Source organism: Mesorhizobium sp. CA13 (genome assembly GCF_020165235.1).
In the GTDB taxonomy this organism is placed as follows: Bacteria; Pseudomonadota; Alphaproteobacteria; order Rhizobiales; family Rhizobiaceae; genus Mesorhizobium.
This window is the reverse complement of the sequence record NZ_JAIUHS010000018.1, coordinates 51,959-71,114: the sequence shown is the minus strand read 5'-3', so window position 1 is coordinate 71,114 and position 19,156 is coordinate 51,959. Positions and strand designations below refer to the sequence as shown.

The following is a 19,156-nucleotide window of genomic DNA, read 5'->3' as shown; positions in this document are numbered from 1 at the left end:
TGGAGGGGCAGAAAGGCTCGGCTCGCCGCCTCGGAATTCAACTCGTGCCGGAGCCAAAAAAGGTTAACGGTTTCGAAAAGTGACTATTAGCGCCCTCTAAAATCGAACCGAACGGTTCGTTTCTGTTGACGATGCGTACAGGACGGTGTGAACACTGCGCCTTCGACACAGTTGGTGATCGCACGATCAGTTTACCTAACTATCTGATATTAAACGGAAAAAAACGAATGTAGAAGGCCCTGGCACAATTTCAAGTGGTGGAAACTTGGTCCACGCGGAAAAACTTCGTGATTGGAAATGGCGGTATGGCTTTCCCACATCGGGGCTGTCCGAACGACGCGATTTCCTCCCAAGACACGCCGCTAGACGGACGGAAAAATACTGGAGTATCAAAAATGAAAAAGATCATTCTCACTGCCGCCGCCCTTCTGGCTGTTTCCGGCAGCGCCTTCGCTGGTAGCGACCACTATGGTTCGAATGCCCCTGCGGCCACCGTCGTCGACAGCTCGTACACCGCTTCGACCAAGAAGTCGGAACCGGCTGCCCAGACGCCTGTCCAGGGCGCCGATCGCAACCTCTTCGGCAACAACTAATAGCCGATCTCCAGTTGACGGCGGGCTTTTCCGCCGTCCTGGGCGAAATTTGAGAATTCAGGAGACTTGAAATGAAGAAGATCGTTCTTGCTGCCGCCGCCGTTCTGGCCGTTTCGGGCAGTGCTTTCGCCAGCAGCGACAACTATGGCTCCAATGGCGCCAACCAGCCTGCCGTCACCTCGGTCGACAACGCGCACACGGCTTCGGTCCAGAAGTCCGCGCCGTCTGCCCAGGCGCCTGTTCAGGGTGCCGACCGCAACCTCTTCGGCAACAACTAACAGCCGATCTCCAGTTGACGGCGGGCCTTCCGCCGTCCTGGCGAAATTCGAAAATTCAGGAGACTTGAAATGAAGAAGATCATCCTTGCTGCCGCCGCCGTTCTGGCTGTTTCGGGCGGCGCTTTCGCCGGCAGCGACAATTATGGCTCCAATGGCGCCAATCAGCCCGCGGCCACGTCGACCGACAGCTCGTACACCGCTTCGACCAGGACGTCGGCTCCGGCTGCTCAGGCCCCTGTTCAGGGTGCCGATCGTAACCTCTTCGGCAACAACTAACAGCCGATCCTTCAGCAGCTGGCGGGTAAGCCCGCCACTGCGGTGGAATTTGAGAATTCAGGAGACTTGAAATGAAGAAGATCATCCTTGCCGCCGCCGCCGTTCTGGCCGTTTCCGGCAGCGCTTTGGCCGCCAGCGACAATTACGGCTCCAATGGTGCCAACCAGCCTGCCGTCACCTCGGTCGACAAGTCGCACACGGCTTCGATCCGCGACAGCGGTTCGCCCGTCTACAAGCTGCTCAATTCCTCGGGTGACGTACAGAAGTCCGCCCCTCAGGGCAGTGACCGGAATCTCTTCGGCCACTAACAGCCGAAGCTGATATCAAACAGGAGCGGCGGGCTTTGCTCGCCGCTCCTGTTTTTGCGTGGCCGGCAATTAATTCATGCAATTCATGGCCTGCTCTCAGGCCGCCTTCGCTTCCGTCTCGTGCAGCGCGAAGGATCGCCCATCCGCGTCGAAGATATGAAGGTCTCCGGCGTCGGCGCTCAGCCGCAGCGTCGCCCCGCGCTTGACCTCGACATTGCCCGGCAGCTTGGTCACCAGCGGTAGGTCGGCGCGGCCGATGTCGACATAGACGAGTTGCACCTCGCCGAGCTGCTCGACATAGTCCACCGTCCCTTCGAAGAGATAGTCCGTGCCGCTGGCGATCGTCAGGTCCTCCGGCCGCACGCCGAAGCTCACCGAGGCGCCCTTGGCCGAGGCCGGCGTCGTGATCGGCACCGTAGCCTTGCGGCCGCCGACATGACTGATGACGGTCGGATTGCCTGATTTGTCGATGGTCGCCGGCAGGATGTTCATGGCCGGCGAGCCGATGAACTGGGCAACGAACAGATTGCCGGGTTTCTTGTAGAGCTCCATCGGTGTGCCGACCTGCTCGATATGGCCCTCCTTCAGCACCACGATGCGGTCGGCCAGCGTCATCGCCTCCACCTGATCGTGCGTGACGTAGATCATGGTGGTGTTGGGCATCGATTCCTTGAGCTTGGCGATTTCGATGCGGGTGGCGACGCGCAGCGCGGCGTCGAGGTTCGACAGCGGTTCGTCGAACAGGAACACTTTCGGGTTGCGCACGATGGCGCGGCCGATGGCCACGCGCTGGCGCTGGCCGCCCGACATCGCCTTGGGCAGGCGGTCGAGATAGTTGGTCAGCTGCAGGATCTCTGCCGCCTGGCGCACGCGCTTGTCGATCTCGGCCTTGCTTTCCTTGCCGATCTTCATCGAGAACGCCATGTTGTCGTAGACCGTCATATGCGGATAGAGCGCGTAGGACTGAAACACCATGGCGATGCCGCGCTTCGACGGCGGCACGTCGTTGACGACCTCGCCGGCAATTCTGAGCTCGCCCGAGGTGATCTCCTCAAGCCCGGCGATCGAGCGCAGCAATGTCGACTTGCCGCAGCCCGACGGACCGACGAAAACGATGAACTCGCCCGATTTGATGTCGAGGTCGATGCCGTGCAGAATATTGAGATTGCCGTATGATTTCTTCACTTGCCTCAGCGTGACATCGGCCATGTTTCTCTCCAGTGGTCCCTAGAATTCAGTCGATACGCCCGAACCAGGCGCCGTAGCCGCCGAGACGGATGGAGCTGGTGCTCGCCTGTCCCGAAAATCCGTGTCCGGGCAAAGGTTGCAGCGATCGGCCGCCAAGGTCAACCTCCGCCGGCCCCGATCCCAGGTTGAAGACGCAGACGATCTGCTCGTTGCCCGCGCGGCGCGTGAAGGCGACAGTGTCGCCCTGGCTTGCGATGAAGCTGATATCGCCCTTGGCCAGCGCCGGATGGGCGCGGCGGAAGCCGAGAAAACGCCGGTAGTGTTCGAGCAGCGAATGCTCGTCGCCTTGCTGCACATTGACGGCTTGCGACAGGTGCTTGGCCGGCACGGGCAGCCACGGCTTTGCCTGGGAGAAGCCGCCATTCCTGGCGTTGCCGTCCCACACCATCGGCGTGCGACAGCCGTCGCGGCCCTTGAATTCCGGCCAGAAGCGGATGCCGTAGGGATCTTGCAGATCCTCGAACCGCAATTCGGCTTCGCCGAGCCCCAATTCCTCGCCCTGATAGATGCAGACCGAGCCGCGCAAGGACATCAGCAATGCCGAGATAACCTTGAGATAGGCGGTCGGGTCGGCTTCGTTGGCGGCCCAGCGCGAGGCCGGGCGCATCACGTCATGATTGGAGAAGGCCCAGCACGACCAGCCGTCGCTGGCAACCTTGCCGAAGGTTTCCAGCACCGAACGGACCTTGGCGGCGCTGATCTTTTCCGGCGCCAGGAAATCGAAGGAATAGCACATGTGCACGCGCTTGCCGCCGGCTGTATAGGCCGCGACAACGTCCAGCCCGCGCTGTGAATCGCCGACCTCGCCGACCGCGGCCGTTGCCGGATATTCGTCGAGCAGGGCGCGGAAGCGTTCGAGGAAGCCGAGGTTCTCCGGACGGCTCTTGTCGTAGATGTGGTCCTGGTAGTTGTAGGGATTGACCGCGGGTGCGGTCTGGTCGTTGCGCTGTTCCGGCGGCAGCGGCGGATTGTTTTCCAGCCCCTGGCTGTGGAAGTAGAAATTGATCGTGTCGAGGCGAAACCCGTCGACACCGCGCTCCAGCCAGAAGCGGGTGACGTCGAGCAGCGCGTCCTGGACTTCACCGTTGTGGAAATTGAGGTCCGGCTGTTCCGCGAGAAAGTTGTGCAGGTAGTATTGCTGGCGGCTGGTGTCCCATTGCCAGGCCGATCCGCCGAAGATCGACAGCCAGTTGTTGGGCGGCGTGCCGTCCGGGCTGGGATCGGCCCAGACATACCAGTCGGCTTTCGGATTGCTGCGATTCGATCGGCTTTCCCTGAACCAGGGATGGATGTCGGCGGTGTGCGACAGCACCTCGTCGATCATCACCTTCAGCCCCAGCCTGTGCGCCTCCTCCGTCAGCGCGTCGAAATCGGCCAGCGTGCCGAACATCGGGTCGACGTCGCAATAATCCGAGACGTCATAGCCGAAATCCTTCATCGGCGATTTGAAGAAGGGCGAGATCCAGATGGCGTCCGCGCCGAGCGCGGCGATATAGGCAAGCCTGCCGATGATGCCCTTGAGGTCGCCGATGCCGTCGCCATTCGAGTCCTGATAGCTGCGTGGATAGATCTGGTAGATCACGGCACCTCGCCACCAGTCGCTATCGACGGCGAGATCGGGCCTCGAACTGGCTTTCAAAGCGGATTGCATGGTTTCAGCCTCCTTTCACCGAGCCTGCGAGCAGCCCGCGGACGAAATAGCGCTGCAAAGAGAAGAACACGATCAGCGGCACGATGATGGTCACGAAAGCCGACGTCGTCAGGATCTCCCAGTCGCCGCCACGCGAGCCGAGCAAGGCATTGAGCTTGGCGGTCAGCACGATCTGATCCGCCTCCGTGCCAAGGAAAACCATCGCCACCAGGAGATCGTTCCATACCCACAGGAACTGGAAGATGGCGAAGGACGCCAGCACGGGAAATGACAGCGGCAGCACGATCTTGACGAAGATCTCGAAATCGCTGGCGCCGTCGATGCGCGCCGATTCCATGATCTCGCGCGGCAGGCCGGCAATGTAGCTCCGCAGGAGGTAGATGGCGAAGGGCAGCCCGAAGCCTGTATGCGCCAGCCAGATGCCGAGATAGGTCTTGGAGGGCACGCCGAAGAAGGCGCCGACACCGTTATAGAGCTTCAAGAGCGGGATCAGCGACATCTGCAGCGGCACCACCAACAGGCCGATGATGACGGCGATCAGAAGCGCGCGCCCGGGAAAGCGCATCCACGCCAGAGCGTAAGCCGCAAAGGCGGCAATCAGGATAGGGATGACGGTCGCCGGGATGGTGACGGTCAGCGAATTCATGAAGGAGCGGCCGATGCCTTCCGAAAACAGCACGGTCCTGTAGTTGTCGGTGGTGAATTTCGGCGGCGCCGAGGAGGCATAGTAGACGCGCTGGCCGCGGTCGCCCTCGAATGCCTTGGGCGAGGTCATGACGAAGCTGCCGTCGGCATTGAGCTGCAAGGTAACGCCCTCGCCGAGATCGGCCGATGTGCCCGCCGGAAATTGCGTCGGTGCCGCCGACTTGACGCCGAAGGCGCTAATCTCGCGCGCCGCGCCATCGCCGAAAATGTTGCCCTGGAGGACGAACTTGCCATCCTTCTCGACTTGCGCCGAGGCGGGCGGCAGGCGTCCGGCTTCGGTCTGGCTGGAACTGGCGAACGAGTTCCACCAGCCCGAGGCGATGATCTGGTCCTTGTCGCGCAGCGACGATACCAGAATGCCGAGCGTCGGCATGGTCCAGATCGCAACGAAGACCAGCACGGCGATGTGAACGCCGAAGCGGCTGGCGAAGGAGTTTCCGGTCGCGACGGTCATCTCAATGTCCTCCCGTCTCTTTGTTGGCCTGGCGTATGTTCCAGACCATGATCGGAATGACCGCGATCATGATGATGATGGCGATTGTCGCGCCGCGGCCGAAATCACCGCCGCCGCGGAACATCCAGTCGAACATCAGATTGGCCAGCACCTGGCTGTTCCATTGGCCGTTGGTCATGGTCAGCACGATGTCGAATACCTTGAGCACCAGGATGGTGATCGTGGTCCAGACCACGGCGATGGTGCCCCAAATCTGCGGCACCATGATTTTCCAGAAGATCTGGAACGGATTGGCACCGTCGATGACGGCGGCTTCCAGCGTCTCTTCCGGAATGCCGCGCAGCGCCGAAGACAGGATGACCATGGCAAAGCCGGTCTGGATCCAGATCAGGATCACCATCAGGAAGAAATTGTTCCAGAACGGCAGCGATATCCAGACCTGCGGCTGGCCGCCGAAATGCTGGATGATGGCATTCAGGATGCCGATCTGCGTCTGGCCCTCGCCGCGATACTCATAGATGAATTTCCAGATGACGCTGGCGCCGACGAAGGAGATCGCCAGCGGCAGGAAGATCAGGCTCTTGGCGATCGTGCCCCACCAGATCTTGTCGGTAAGCACGGCGATGATCAGGCCAAGGAAGGTACAGGCGGCGGGCACTACGGCCAGCCAGAGCACATTGTTGAGGATCGAATTGCGGAACTCGCGGTCGCCGAAGGCCCATTGATAGTTGGCCAGGCCGACGAAATTGGCGCCGCCGCGATCGAGGAAGGACAGCCGCAGCGTCTCGACCACCGGATAGATGAGATAGATGGTCAGGATGATCATCGCCGGGCCGACGAACAGCCAGGGCCGGATCAGCCCCTGCCGGCGCAGGTTGTCGACGGCGGCGGCCCCCGCGACGCCGCGCGAGGGAAAGGTGACGTCGAGCAGTTTGTTGGCGCCCCAGAAATAGGCGACGCAGCCGCCGACGCCGATGATGATGACGAATATGGCCGAGAAAATCTGAGCCGCCATGGGTCCCTCTCCCTGCACGACCCGCCAGGATGGAACGATCCTTGCGATTGCGCCGCGCGCCGATCTCGTTGTTGAGCGCGAGCAGGCAGGGAAGCGTGTGGCTCCGTGCCCGCCGCATGCCGGAATGTCTACGCCGTCACGACTGGAACCTGATCCGTCCCGGTCGGCCGGGCTGGGATGTTGCGTTGGGCCGGTCGGATCCGGGCCAGCTTGGCCCGGATACGCTCGGGAGGTGGAAGCCTAGGCCTCCGCGGGTGCGAACTCTTACTTGATCGCGTCCCAGCTCTTCTGAATGTCGGTGGCGACGTCCTGCGCCGACTTGCCGCCGACCAGGTCGATCATGCCGGTCCAGAAGGCGCCGGCGCCGATCTTGCCCGGCATCAGGTCCGACCCGTCGAAACGGAAAGTCGAGGCGTTGGCCAGGATCTCGCCCTGCTTGCGCAGCGCATCGCTGGCATAGGCATCCTTGTTGACCGCCTTGAACGGGGTGACGAAACCGCCTTCGGCCATCCAGATCTCATGAGCGAGCGGCATCTTCAGGAATTCGATGAAGGCGCGGGCGGCCTTCGAGTCCTTGGTGATCATCGCCAGCGTTCCGGCGCCGAGCACGGGAGTGCCCAGTTCGGGCTTGGACGCGTAGGGCGGGAAGTAGAAGAAATCCGCATCCTGGCCGATCTTCGTGCCTTCCGGGAAGAAGGTCGGGATGAACGACGCCTGATGGTGCAGGTAGCATTTCGGCGGCACGGCGAAGAGGCCCTTGGGGCTGTCGCGGAAATCGGTCGCCGCAACCGCCTTGGCGCCGCCATCGACCATCTTGTCGTCGGTCGCGATCTTGCCGAAGATATCGATTGCGTTGACCACTGCCGGGTCGTTGAACGGGATCTCGTTCTTCACCCATTTGTCGTAGGTTTCCGGAGACTGCGTGCGCAGCATGAGGTCTTCCACCCAGTCCGTCGCCGGCCAGCCGGTGGCGCCGCCCGATCCGAGCCCGATGCACCATGGCGTACCGCCGTCGGCGATGATCTTCTTCTCGAGGTCGGCGAGTTCTTCCTGCGTTTTCGGCACCTTGTAGCCGGCTTCCTCGAAATTGTCGGGCGAGTACCAGACCAGCGATTTCACGTCGGCCTTGTAGGGGAAGGCGAAGAAGCCCGGCTTGCCGTCCTTGTCCTTGAAGGTGCCGAGGTCGACCCATGACTGGCCGGCGCCGTAATTGTCCTTGACCCATTTGGCGGTGTCGTCGCCGAGCGGCGTCAAGAGACCCTTGGAAGCGAGATCCTGGATCAGGCCGGGTTGCGGCAGAACGGCGATGTTGGGCGGGCTGCCGGCCTGCGTGTCGATGACGATCTGCTGCTCGTAATTTTCCGAGGAGGAATATTTGATCTCGGCACCTGTGGCTTCCGAGAAATAATCGAGTACGCCGCGAACCAGGGCCTCGTCCTCGCCGCGCCATGGCCCGAAGATCGACAATGTCTCGCCCTTGAGGTCGACTTTCTTAAGCTCTTCGTAGTTTGCCCAGTTGAAACGCTTGTCCTCGCCCGGCTTGAACTTCAGTTCGGCCTGCGCGGGCGCGCCGAGGGCGAGCACGGCAAGCGCGGCGCCCAGCAAAAGCATGTTCTTCATCGGTATTCCCTCCCAGTGGGTCACAAACACCGGACGGAACCTCCATTCCGCCCGCCGACGCCGCAGGACTGTGACTCAGTCGGAAAGGAACCGCAACCTTTCGAAGAGTCTTCCAAAGCGCTTTGGCTTTCTCGATCTCGCCATTGAATCGTCCTGAAGTCAAGAGGTGTGACAAGTTAATCGATTTAATCCCGGTATACGTTACCTGGAATATCGCGCCGCAGCACGCTTTTTTGGCAATGCAGCAGCAATTTATGTTTCAAACCTGCCCCAAGCCCGCCTATGGTCGTCATGGTGTGCCGAGCCTGTTGCAAGACTTGGGTCGATTCAATTTAAAAGCGCTTTGAGGAATGGAGGCCTCTCGTGAACCTGAAGCAGCTCGCGCATATGCTGGCGCTTTCGCAGACCACGGTAAGCCGGGCGCTGAACGGCTATCCCGAGGTCAACGAAGAGACGCGCCGGCGCGTCATGGACGCCGCCAAGCGCCATGGCTATCGCCCCAATCCGAGCGCGCGCCGGCTTGCGACCGGCAAGTCCGGAATGATCGGCTATGTCTTGCCGACGGGTGCTGCCGTCGACATCGACCCGCACTTCGTCGAATTCCTGTCCGGCCTTGGCGACTATGCGCGCTCGCACGAGCTCGACCTGGTGCTGTCTCCCGCCGACGCCGACGACCAGGAAACGACTTACCGGCGCATCGTCGCCAATCGCCAGGTCGACGCCGTCTACATCTCCTCGCCGACGCCGGCCGACCGGCGCGTCGCGCTGGTCAATACGCTCGGTATACCCTTCATCATCCATGGCCGCAGCGAAGGTTTCGATTTCGACTATCCCTATCTCGACATCGACAATGAGGGCGCGTTTCACGAGGCGGCGCGACTGCTCGTCCAGCTCGGCCACCGGCGGCTGGCGCTGATCAATGGCGATGACCGCGAAACCTTCGCCGTGCATCGCGAGCGAGGCGTGCGCCGGGCGCTCGCCGCGAGCGGCCTGACCTTGGGCGACCGCCATGTCTGCTCCGTCGCCATGACCGAGGAGAACGGCTATCGCGCCGCCCGGCGCCTGCTCGAACAGGACGGCGCGCCCACCGCGATCGCCTGCTCCAGCCTGATCATGGCGCTCGGAGTCGTGCGCGCCGTGCGCGACCTTGGCCTGAGCATCCCCGGCGACATCTCGCTGATCGCTCATGACGACGTCTTTCCCTGGTTGAAGCCGGAGAATTTTTCCGTGCCGCTGTCGACGACGCGCTCCTCGATCCGGCTCGCCGGCGCCCGCATCGCCGAGCGCCTGGCGGCACGGATATCGGGGCTGGAGGAGGGCCCGCGCGGCGAGGTCTGGCCGGTCGATCTGGTGGTCAGGGGATCGGTCGCCGGAGCGCCTGCCCTGGGATAGAGCCAGTCGCTCCGGGGGGCCGAGTTAGACCGCTTGCGGGCGTTGCCGGAAGATCGGTTGCAGTGTCATGGAGAGTGGTCTGCCTGCACCGCGCTTGCTTTGGCTTTTAGAGGGTGGCAACCAGTAAGCCAAAGCCATCAACCAGTTCTCCTGGATGCCCACTTGCCGATATTCCCGTTCTCCGAAATGGATCCAATCCAACATCCTGGCCCACCGCCGAAGCGTTCGGAGGTGGTCATCATTGGTGGCGGCATCATCGGCGTAACGACTGCTCTTTTTCTGGCGAAGCGGAACATTCCGGTCACGCTGCTGGAAAAAGGCCGCGTTGCGGCCGAACAATCGTCCCGAAATTGGGGCTGGATTCGAAAGCAGGGGCGCGACGCAGATGAACTGCCAATTGTCATCGAGGCTTTTCGCCTATGGCGGCAACTGGCTGAGGAATGCGGCGAAGACATCGGGCTGGATCAGACAGGTGTGACCTATCTGGCGAACTCCGACAAGGACATGGCCGGTTTCGAAGAGTTCATGAAGATCGCCGAGATCCATGGGCTCGACACTCGCCTCCTGGACGCGGACGAAACCGCGAAACTCATCAAGGGCATGTCGCGCAAGTTCAAGGGCGCGATGACGACGCCCTCCGACATGCGCGCGGAGCCTTGGGTGGCGGTGCCTGCGCTCGCTCGTCTTGCCGTCCGAAAAGGCGCCAAGATCATAGAGAATTGCGCAGCGCGAACCCTCGAAATCTCAGCTGGCAGGATCAGAGGAGTGTGGACCGAGGCGGGATACATTGAAACCTCCAGCGTACTGGTCGCGGGCGGCGCCTGGTCGTCCCTCTGAGAAGACACGGCGTCTCCATCCCCCAACTCAGCGTCAGGGTAACCGTAGCCGCAACGGAGCCTATGCCTGAAATCTATGCAGGTGCGGCAGCGGACGAACACATCGCTTTCAGGCGCCGACAGGATGGCGGATACACGCTCGCCCCGGGAGGCAGTAATTTGCTCTACCTGGGGCCTGACGCATTCCGGCACGCCACCAAGTACCTTCCCGCCCTCATGGCCAATCCGCTCGGAACCCGCTACTTTCCGTACGCTCCATCGGGTTACCCTGACAGCTGGTCGATTCCGCGCGATTGGACCCCGGATTCCCGGAGTCCTTTCGAAGGAATGCGGGTGCTCAACCCGGCCGCTGAACGCTCCGGTCTCCGTTCTGTAGAGCGCAATTTCAGACGCCTCTTTCCACAGTTCAAAACAGTTCGCTTGAAGGCAGGGTGGGGAGGCATGATTGACGCCATGCCCGATGTCGTCCCCGTCGTTGACCACGCGCGGGCAGTCGTCGGTCTTTTCGTCGCGACGGGAATGAGTGGTCACGGATTCGGTATCGGACCTGGAATCGGTCGCGTCGTTTCCGACCTGATTCAGGGTAACGCGAGTGGGCATGATCTCAGCCGCTTTCGCCTGTCACGCTTCTATGATGGAAGCGCCGTTCGGTTGGGTCCGGCCCTCTAGATGTTTAGTCCAGCATTCGCTCCGTCTCGGCCGTCGCAAATAGCCGTCGACTGAATTTAGGGGCGTGTCGCCAAGGATCATTCCTTCGCCGTCTCGGCGGCCTTGATGTCCAGCAGCCCGTAGCCGAAATCATCGTCCCGCCCTTTCGAACCGAGATCCCGGGCCGTTGCGGCAAGCGCCTTTTCGATGGCGTCGGCCGATCGGTCGGGCGAAGCATGGATGAGATTGGCGATGGCACCACTGACGATCGCCGCCGCAAAAGAAGTGCCGGTGACCACATCCGAGCCCGCGCCGCTCGGCGCCACCATCTCGACGCCCGGCGCCGAGATGAAGACATAGGCGCCGCGATTGGCCTGCGGCATCAGCCCATCCCGGGCGTCGGTGGCGGTCACCGCGATGACGCCGTCGAAGGCGGCCGGGTAGCCATAGGGCGCCTTGGGCCCGTTGTTGCCGGCGGCGGCGACAAGAACCATGCCGAGCGCGCGTGCATTGCGGCAGGCGACGCCGAGCAGGTCGTTCTTCGGACCGACGAAACTCATATTGATGATGCGAACGTCTTGGCTTGCCGCCCAGTCGAGCGCAGCGAGGATGACGTCCATTGTCGACTTGCCGCCTTCGAAGGCACGTGCGTGATAGATCCTGGCGCCGGGCGCCATGCCCTTGAGCGCGCCGACGCCGGCGATCAGCCCGTCGATCGAGGTACCGTGATCGCGCTTTTCGACCGCCACGTCGGGCATGGCGTCGAACTGGCCGGCGATGACCCCAGCCAGTGCCGGATTGGTCTCGTCGATGCCGGTGTCGATGACAGCGACGCGGACGTTCTCGCCGCTCGCCTGGCTGGGCTCGAGCGCGATGCGCTCGAACGCATAGTTGACGATGCCCGCCGCCTGCTGCAGCGAATAAATATGGTTGGGCTCGCGCCGCTGCGTGCGGCCGTCGGCGGCAAGCTGCGCCAGCACGACGCCGACCGGGCGGCCGTCGGGAATGCCGAAGCGCACAAGTGTGGTGCCGAGCAGAAACGATTGCCGCTGCGAGCGCACATCGAGGCCGAAGGAAGCGGCGATCTGCTGCACGGCGCCCGCATCGCCATCGACGGTGACCAGCACCTCATCGGGCACGAAATCGCCGGCCACGGCGCGTGGCGCCTGAACGGCGATGAGATCGCTCGGCGAGACGATCGGCCCGCCCGGAGGCGGTCCGGCCTGCGTGCCGGCGGGCGGCGCCACCGGGTCCGGCCGTGGCGTCGGCACTGGTGTCGCGGGAGCGGCCGGATTGGGGAACAGGTCGACGATCAGGGCGGGAAGAAACACGGCGTCCGCCGCGCCGCCACTGTCGCCGCCGGCGTTGCCGTCCTTGGCACAGTCGGGGCCTGCCGCATTGGCGCCGTCGCGGCAGTCGATCTTTCCCCGGTTGGCATTGGTGTCGTTGCCTTGCGCCGACGCAGGCCCGGTGGCGATCGTCATCGCCGCCGCAAGGATGGCCGCAAATCGAATGACCGCCTCAGCCGCCATCGGCCGGTTTCCTTCCCTCGATCACGGTGTCGGTGAAAGGCTGGGCGGCAACAAGGCCGAGTTGCCTGGCGTAGTCGGCCGCGTTCGCGGCCGGAATGCCAAGCCGGAACACGCCCCCGGCGGCCGGTCCGTCCAGGATCTTCAGTCCGCTGCTGTCGAGAAAGGCGGCGATGTCGGACATTTTCGCGTCGGGCTTGAACTTGACCAGCGCGAACGGCATCTTCGCCATCTCGTCCTGCGCACCCGCGATCTCGAAATTGCCGCCCTTGCCGCCGGGCTGCACGAACGACTGCACCATGACCAGCGCCAGCAGAGCCGCGGCCGCCGCCCAGGCGACGCCGACCGGCAGTGCCATGAAGCGGCTCCAGACCTGCGCCAGCCAGGACGAACCGGCGGCGGCGCGCACCGGGCCAGCCTCGGCATCGAGCGCCCTGGAAAAGCGGCTCAGCGCATCGGCCGGCGGACGGATCGCCTCATTGACGGCCGCGGTGCTGGAGAATTCGGCCTCCGCCTCGCCAAGAGCCGCCATCGCCGCCGGATCGTTGGCCAGCCATTCCTCGACGGCCTCCAGCTCCGAGCCTTCCAGCGAACCGTTCAGGTAGAACGGCAGCAGCGTTTCCATTTCATCGCGGCGCGACATCTTTTCAGCGGCGCTCATGGCCACCCCCTGTCGTAACCGGCGGCCTTGAGGGCCTCGCCGAGTTTCTTGCGGGCATAAAACATCCGCGTCTTGACGGTCGCGACCGGGATGTCGAGCACCTCGCCGATCTCGGTCACCGATTGCCCCTGATAATAGGCGAGATCGATGACCACACGATGCTCATGCGGCAAGGCATCGATGAAGCGGCGCAGGGCGGTGCTCTTGTCCTCCTTCATGGTAACGATCTCGGGCGTATCGGCGCTGTCGGGCACCGCGGCGGCGGCCTCGTCGTCGATCCAGTCTTCCTTCTTCCTGCGCAACAGGGACAGCGCCTTGAAGCGGGCGATGCCGAGCAGCCACGTCGAGACCTCGGAACGTCCCTCGAAACCCGGCGCCTGGCGCCACAGTTCGAGGAACACCTCGTTCGCGATATCGTCAGCCATCATTTCCGATCCCGTCTGGCGCGCCACGAAGCGGTATATCCGCGCGTGGTGGCGCAGGAACAGGAGCCGCACAGCGGCCCGGTCGCCCTTCGCGACCCGCTCGACAAGCGCGCGATCGGTTTCCATCGCGGCCGTCATGGCCGATCGAGCCGCCTGGCTCCTGCCTGCTCTGTCGCTGATCGGTCCAAAAAGGTTCATCCTCCGCCAAGGAATTTGCGAAGGCTAACCGAAGAAGATGAGCGTTGCCAGTAGGTGTGCTTTTCCTTCTCCCCTTGTGGGAGAAGGTGGATCGGCGTGCAGCGCCGAGACGGATGAGGGGTGTTCCAGCGGAACGGGGCGTTGGCGTTCCCTGGAAAACCCCTCATCCGTCGCCTGCGGCGACACCTTCTCCCACAAGGGGAGAAGGGGAGCTAGCGCAGGAAAGGCTTCGCCTTCATCGTCGCCGGGACCGGCACGCCAAGCCGGCTCAGAACCGTCGGTGCCATCTGCAATTGGTCGAGCAGCGTGTCGGCATCCGGTCCGTTGCCGCCGCCGAAATAGTACAGCGCGAAATCCTGCATCTCGTCATCATGGCCGCCATGGTGGCCGCGGTCGGTCTGGCCATGATCGGCGGTGACGATCACCTCATAGCCGGCATCGCGCCAGCGCGGCAGGAATGCGGCCAGCATGCCATCCATCGCGTAGCAGGCATGGTCCATTTCATGGCAGTCATGGCCGAAACGATGGCCCATCGAGTCCAGCGTGCAGGTATGCAGGATGCCGTAGTCTATGCCGTGGCGGCTGCTCAGCATGGTCAGCGTCGCGAACAGGTCGACATCGCTCGGCGTCATCTGGTTGCGCGCGTTGTAGCCGGTCATGGTGTGGAAGCGGCCATGCGTGATCGGCCCGCCCGGCTCGTCATACTCCATGTCCTCGACGAGGTCGAACGGGTAGGAACGGAAGAACTCCGACCAGTAGGAGTGGGTGACCGCGCCGGTTGTGCCGCCGGCCTTGGTGACCTCCGAGAAGATGTCGGGCTGGCTGACGCGGAAGCGGTTCTCGTTGGAAAGAATGCCATGTGCCTGCGGCGGCACCCCGGTATGGATCGAAGCGTAGCAGCAGGCCGAGGTCGATGGCAGCACCGAGCGCATCTTCCATACCCGCGCTTCGCCCGACTGCACCCAGCCTTCGAGATTGCCCATCAGCCGGCGCCAGTTCCGGTACGGCACGCCGTCGAGGATGATCAGCAACAGTTTGGTCTTGAGCGCCACGAGCTGCTCCATGCGATTGTCGGGTGAAACGAGCGCGCCGCGTGTCGCACGGACACGCGGCGCTTTCGGCAGGGACCTGATGTCAGGCGTTCAGCCAGCATTCGCCAAGCGCGTAGCCGTCCATCATCTCGCCGATCGGGCTCTTGGCGAAGCCGCCGACCTTGTTGGTGGCGGCGTCGATGAACTGGTTGAAGAAAGGCACGATCAATCCGCCTTCGTCGCGCATCAGCACGGCCATGTCGTGATAGATCGCCTTGCGCTTTTCCTGGTCGAGCTCCCCGCGCGCCGCAAACAGCATCTTGTCGAACTCGGGCCGCTTGAAACGCGTGTCGTTCCAGTCGGCGCTCGACACATAGCCGGTGGAATACATCTGGTCCTGCGTGGCACGCCCGCCCCAGTAAGACAGCGAGAAAGGTTGCTTGTTCCAGACCTCCGACCAATAGCCGTCGCCCGGCTCGCGCTTGATCTCGATCTTGATGCCTGCCTTGGCGGCACTCTGCTGATAGAGCTGTGCCGCATCGACGGCCCCGGGGAAGGCGACGTCGGAGGTGCGCAGCAGGATCGAGCCGTTGTGGCCCGACTTCTTGTAGAGCGCTGCAGCCTTTTCCGGGTCGAACTTGCGCTGTTCTATGGCCGAAAACAGCGGATAGGCCTCGTTGATCGGGAAGTCGTTGCCAACCGAACCATAGCCGCGCAGGATCTTTTCCAGCATCTCGTCGCGGTCCATGGCGAGCTTGAGCGCCATCCTGAGATCGCCATTGTCGAAGGGCGCGGTGTCGCAGAACATGTTGAACGGGTAATAGCCCTTGCCCGAAACGTTCTCGATGCTGACGCCGGGGATGCGCTTGACGAGATCGACCACCTTGGGCTCGACGCGGTTGATCATGTGCACCTGGCCGCCCTGCAGCGCGGCCAGCCGCGCCGTCGCATCGTTGATGACGACGATCTCGACCTGGTCGGCATGGCCCGCCTTGTCGCCCTGCCAGTAATTGGCGAAGCGCTCGCCGCCATGACGCACGCCCGGCTGGTTGACGGTCACCTTATAGGGGCCGGCGCTGATGCCCGCGTTCGGATCGTCCTTGCCGCCATTGGGCTGGATGACGAGATGATAGTCGGCCATCAGATAGGGGAAGTCGGCATCGGCGTCGGCAAGCGTGACGACGACCTCCTTGCCGCTGGCCTTGATGCCCTTGATGTTCTTGAGAATGCCGAGTGCGCCCGACTTCGACTTCTCGTCGGCGTGGCGCTCGATGGTGGCCGCGACATCCTCCGCGCCGACCGTCTTGCCATTGTGGAACTCGATGCCGTCGCGGATCTTGATCGTCCAGGTCTTGGCATCCGGGGAAGCGCCGATGTCCTCGGCGATCAGGTTGACCAATTTGTTGTCGGGGGTGAGGCGGACCAGATATTCGCCCCACTGCTTGCCGAAGCTGAAGGTGACCTGGCTTAGATTCAGCGCCGGATCGAGGCTGTTGGTGGATTCGCCGCCCTGCAGGCCGGCCTTGAGAATGCCGCCCTTGACCGGGGTCTGTGCGAAGGCTTTCCCGGCCAGCGTCGTTGCCAGCGCCGCCGACACGCCCAGTGCCGCGGTGCGGCCCAGAAAGTCACGCCGCGATATCCGGCCCTGGCCGGCGAGTTCAGCGAGATGGTCGAGTTCAGTCTTCATGTCCTACCCCTTTTTGAAATAACCGCACACAGGCGCTGCCCTCCGAAGGACGTGTGGCCCTCCAGTGTTGCATGCGGATGACGTTCGTCATCTTCTTGACTGGCGAACCGCTAGCTAGTTCCCGGCGCTCGCCATGCGTCGCCCCTTGATCGCCTTTTCCAGCCAGCCAATCTCCATTTCCGGAACCGAGGACAACAGGAGGTCGGTATAGGCATCGAAAGGCGGTGTGAGCACCTGGCTTTTGGAACCGTAACGGACCACCTCGCCGCGATACATCACCGCGATCGAATCGGCGATCGACCTTACCGTCGCAAGGTCGTGGGTAATGAAGAGATATGCGACCTTCTCGTGCTGCTGCAGGTTCAACAAAAGCTTGAGAATGCCGTTGGCCACCAGCGGGTCGAGCGCCGAGGTCACCTCGTCGCAGATGATCAGCTTCGGTTTGGCGGCGAGCGAGCGGGCGATGCAGACGCGCTGCTTCTGGCCGCCCGACAGTTCCGCCGGATAGCGGTCGATGAAGCCTTTGCCCATCTCGATCTCGTCGAGCAATTCGGCGACGCGCCGGTCGCGCTCACGTCCCCGCATACCGAAATAGAACTCCAGCGGCCGGCCGATGATGGTGCCGACGGTCTGGCGCGGGTTCATGGCCACGTCGGCCATCTGGTAAATCATCTGCAGCTGCCGCAGATCCTCCTTCGGCCGGTCGGCAAGCCGGTTGGCCAGCGGGCGCCCGTCGAAGGTCACCGTGCCCTGTTCGGGCGGCAGGAGCCCTGTGATGGCGCGGGCCAGCGTCGACTTGCCGGAGCCGGACTCGCCGACCACTGCCAGCGTCTGGCCGGGATAGATATCGACGGAGACGTTCTTCAGCACCTTGACATGGCCGCCGCCATACGCGGCGGTGACGTTCTTCACGGACAGGAATGGCGAGGCGCCGGGCTTCTGCTCGGCGTGTTCGATCTCGTGCACGGACACCAGAGCGTTGGTGTATTCCTGGCGCGGTTCCTTGATGATCTGGCGGGTGCCGCCCCATTCGACCAGCCGGCCGTGACGCAGCACCATGATCTCGTCCGACACCTGGGCGACGACGGCGAGGTCGTGGGTGATGTAGAGCGCGGCCACATGCGTGTCGCGGATGGCGTCCTTGATCGCCGACAGCACATCGATCTGCGTCGTCACGTCGAGCGCCGTCGTCGGCTCGTCGAAGACGATCAGGTCCGGTTCCGAGCACAGCGCCATCGCCGTCATCACGCGCTGCAACTGGCCGCCGGAGACCTGGTGCGGGAAACGTTCGCCGATGGTTTCGGGATTGGGCAGGCTCAGCTTCTTGAACAGCGCGACGGCGCGTTTCTCGGCCTCCGCGCGCGTCGCCCTGCCGTGCAGGAGGGTGGCTTCGACAACCTGGTCCATCAACCTGTGCGCCGGGTTGAACGCCGCTGCCGCGGACTGCGCGACATAGCAGACCTCGCGGCCGCGCAGCTTGCGGAAACCTTCCTTGCCGCCCTTGAGGATGTCGCGGCCGTTGAGCAGCACCTCGCCGCCGGTGATGCGCACGCCGCCGCGTCCGTAACCCATCGAAGACAGGCCGATGGTCGACTTGCCGGCGCCGGATTCGCCGATCAGGCCGAGCACCTTGCCCTTCTCCAGCGTCAGCGAGACGTCATGGACGAGCGTAATGGTCCTTGGCGCTTCCCCTGGTGGATAGACCATGGCCTCGATGCGCAGGTTGCGGATATCGAGGAGCGGGCCGGACTTCGCTTTGCTGTCGGCCATCATCCGCGTCCTCCCTTCAGGCTTGTCGTGCGGTTGAGCACCCAGTCGGCAACGAGATTGACCGAGATCGCAAGCGCCGCGATCGCGGCCGCCGGTATGAGCGCCGCGGCAATGCCGAAGACGATGCCGTCCTTGTTTTCCTTGACCATGCCGCCCCAGTCGGCATCCGGCGGCTGTACGCCGAGGCCAAGAAAGGAGAGTGTCGACAGGAACAGTACGGCATAGATGAAGCGCAAGCCGAGTTCCGAGACCAGCGGCGACAGCGCATTGGGCAGGATCTCACGGAAGATGATCCAGGCGCTGCCTTCGCCGCGCAGCTTGGCGGCTTCGACATAGTCCATGACGTTGATGTCGACGGCGACCGCGCGCGACAGGCGGTAGACTCGGGTCGAGTCGAGAATGCCCATCACCAGGATCAGCGTCACCAGGTTTGTCGGCAGCACCGAGAGCACGACAAGGCCCATGATCAGCGTCGGGATCGACATCAGGAGATCGACGAGGCGCGACAGCAGCGTGTCGAACCAGCCGCCGAACACCGCCGCCGAAAAGCCGAGAATGGCGCCGAGCGAAAACGACAACACCGTGGCGAGCACCGCGATGAACAGGGTGATGCGCGCACCATAGATCATGCGCGACAGCAGATCGCGGCCAAGATTGTCGGTGCCCAGCCAATGCGCCGCCGACATCGGCTCCCAGACGTCGCCGACGATCTCGCCATTGCCGTGCGGCGCAAGCCAGGGCGCGAAGATGGCCGCCAGCACGAACAGGGCCGTCAGCACCAGGCCGACCAGTGCGGGCACGGGGATGCGTTTGATGTCGAGCATGCCCGCC

Annotated in this window: 17 protein-coding genes and 1 pseudogene; 6 read left to right on the top strand and 12 right to left on the bottom strand. The window is 63.1% G+C overall.

Annotation, left to right across the window (positions count from 1 at the left end):
• Nucleotides 1-395 precede the first annotated feature (395 nt).
• The 4 genes from LB566_RS28385 to LB566_RS28370 all read left to right on the top strand — a co-directional run bounded on the left by LB566_RS28385 (nt 396) and on the right by LB566_RS28370 (nt 1,455).
• Complete coding sequence (locus tag LB566_RS28385; RefSeq protein WP_224629262.1) at nt 396-593, top strand: DUF680 domain-containing protein; 198 nt, start codon at nt 396-398, stop codon at nt 591-593.
• Between the two features lie 71 nt (nt 594-664).
• Nucleotides 665-871 carry a DUF680 domain-containing protein gene (locus LB566_RS28380; RefSeq protein WP_140501222.1) on the top strand — a complete coding sequence of 69 codons (207 nt, stop codon included), beginning with the start codon at nt 665-667 and terminating at the stop codon, nt 869-871.
• 69 nt (nt 872-940) lie between these two features.
• Complete coding sequence (locus LB566_RS28375; protein ID WP_224629260.1) at nt 941-1,147, top strand: DUF680 domain-containing protein; 207 nt, start codon at nt 941-943, stop codon at nt 1,145-1,147.
• Nucleotides 1,148-1,218: 71 nt separating this feature from the next.
• Nucleotides 1,219-1,455: a DUF680 domain-containing protein gene (locus tag LB566_RS28370; protein ID WP_140550374.1), complete on the top strand. Its 237-nt coding sequence runs from the start codon at nt 1,219-1,221 to the stop codon at nt 1,453-1,455.
• Between the two features lie 96 nt (nt 1,456-1,551).
• On the opposite strand, the gene LB566_RS28365 is transcribed toward LB566_RS28370, so the two are convergent.
• The 5 genes from LB566_RS28365 to LB566_RS28345 form a co-directional block, all read right to left on the bottom strand.
• Nucleotides 1,552-2,664, bottom strand: a complete 1,113-nt coding sequence (locus tag LB566_RS28365) for an ABC transporter ATP-binding protein (protein WP_140550373.1) — start codon at nt 2,662-2,664, stop codon at nt 1,552-1,554.
• Between the two features lie 25 nt (nt 2,665-2,689).
• Nucleotides 2,690-4,354 (bottom strand): alpha-glucosidase, encoded by a 1,665-nt coding sequence (locus LB566_RS28360; protein ID WP_224629258.1) that lies wholly within the window; start codon nt 4,352-4,354, stop codon nt 2,690-2,692.
• Nucleotides 4,355-4,358: 4 nt separating this feature from the next.
• Nucleotides 4,359-5,513 (bottom strand): carbohydrate ABC transporter permease, encoded by a 1,155-nt coding sequence (locus LB566_RS28355; protein ID WP_140550371.1) that lies wholly within the window; start codon nt 5,511-5,513, stop codon nt 4,359-4,361.
• A gap of 1 nt (nt 5,514) precedes the next feature.
• Nucleotides 5,515-6,528 (bottom strand): carbohydrate ABC transporter permease, encoded by a 1,014-nt coding sequence (locus tag LB566_RS28350; protein ID WP_224629255.1) that lies wholly within the window; start codon nt 6,526-6,528, stop codon nt 5,515-5,517.
• Between the two features lie 264 nt (nt 6,529-6,792).
• On the bottom strand, nt 6,793-8,148 hold the full coding sequence (locus LB566_RS28345; protein WP_224629254.1) for an ABC transporter substrate-binding protein: 1,356 nt from the start codon (nt 8,146-8,148) through the stop codon (nt 6,793-6,795).
• A 363-nt stretch (nt 8,149-8,511) separates the two neighbouring features.
• Here LB566_RS28345 and LB566_RS28340 point away from each other — a divergent pair, with 363 nt between their 5' ends.
• Together LB566_RS28340 and LB566_RS28335 are read left to right on the top strand one after the other, a co-directional pair.
• Nucleotides 8,512-9,540: a LacI family DNA-binding transcriptional regulator gene (locus tag LB566_RS28340; RefSeq protein ID WP_224629249.1), complete on the top strand. Its 1,029-nt coding sequence runs from the start codon at nt 8,512-8,514 to the stop codon at nt 9,538-9,540.
• Nucleotides 9,541-9,702: 162 nt separating this feature from the next.
• Nucleotides 9,703-11,045 (top strand): annotated as a pseudogene (locus LB566_RS28335) (NAD(P)/FAD-dependent oxidoreductase).
• A 77-nt stretch (nt 11,046-11,122) separates the two neighbouring features.
• On the opposite strand, the gene LB566_RS28330 reads toward LB566_RS28335, so the two are convergent.
• The 7 genes from LB566_RS28330 to LB566_RS28300 all read right to left on the bottom strand — a co-directional run bounded on the left by LB566_RS28330 (nt 11,123) and on the right by LB566_RS28300 (nt 19,149).
• Nucleotides 11,123-12,556, bottom strand: coding sequence for a S8 family serine peptidase (locus tag LB566_RS28330; protein ID WP_224629248.1), 1,434 nt, complete (start codon nt 12,554-12,556; stop codon nt 11,123-11,125).
• Nucleotides 12,546-13,214, bottom strand: coding sequence for an anti-sigma factor (locus LB566_RS28325; RefSeq protein ID WP_224629241.1), 669 nt, complete (start codon nt 13,212-13,214; stop codon nt 12,546-12,548). The genes LB566_RS28330 and LB566_RS28325 overlap by 11 nt, the downstream gene beginning before the upstream one ends.
• A complete protein-coding gene (locus LB566_RS28320) occupies nt 13,211-13,777 on the bottom strand; it encodes a sigma-70 family RNA polymerase sigma factor (RefSeq protein WP_224629239.1) in 567 nt (188 codons plus the stop codon). Before LB566_RS28320 ends, LB566_RS28325 begins: the two co-directional genes overlap by 4 nt.
• Nucleotides 13,778-14,049: 272 nt before the next feature.
• Entirely contained in the window at nt 14,050-14,901 is an 852-nt protein-coding gene (locus LB566_RS28315) for an alkaline phosphatase family protein (RefSeq protein ID WP_224629237.1), read from the bottom strand.
• A 70-nt stretch (nt 14,902-14,971) separates the two neighbouring features.
• Nucleotides 14,972-16,555: an ABC transporter substrate-binding protein gene (locus LB566_RS28310; protein ID WP_224629235.1), complete on the bottom strand. Its 1,584-nt coding sequence runs from the start codon at nt 16,553-16,555 to the stop codon at nt 14,972-14,974.
• Nucleotides 16,556-16,669: 114 nt separating this feature from the next.
• The gene (locus LB566_RS28305) at nt 16,670-18,325 is read right to left on the bottom strand and encodes an ABC transporter ATP-binding protein (RefSeq protein WP_224629234.1); all 1,656 of its coding nucleotides are present in this window, start codon (nt 18,323-18,325) and stop codon (nt 16,670-16,672) included.
• Nucleotides 18,325-19,149, bottom strand: coding sequence for an ABC transporter permease (locus LB566_RS28300; RefSeq protein WP_224629232.1), 825 nt, complete (start codon nt 19,147-19,149; stop codon nt 18,325-18,327). The genes LB566_RS28305 and LB566_RS28300 overlap by 1 nt, the downstream gene beginning before the upstream one ends.
• Between the last annotated feature and the right edge of the window lie 7 nt (nt 19,150-19,156).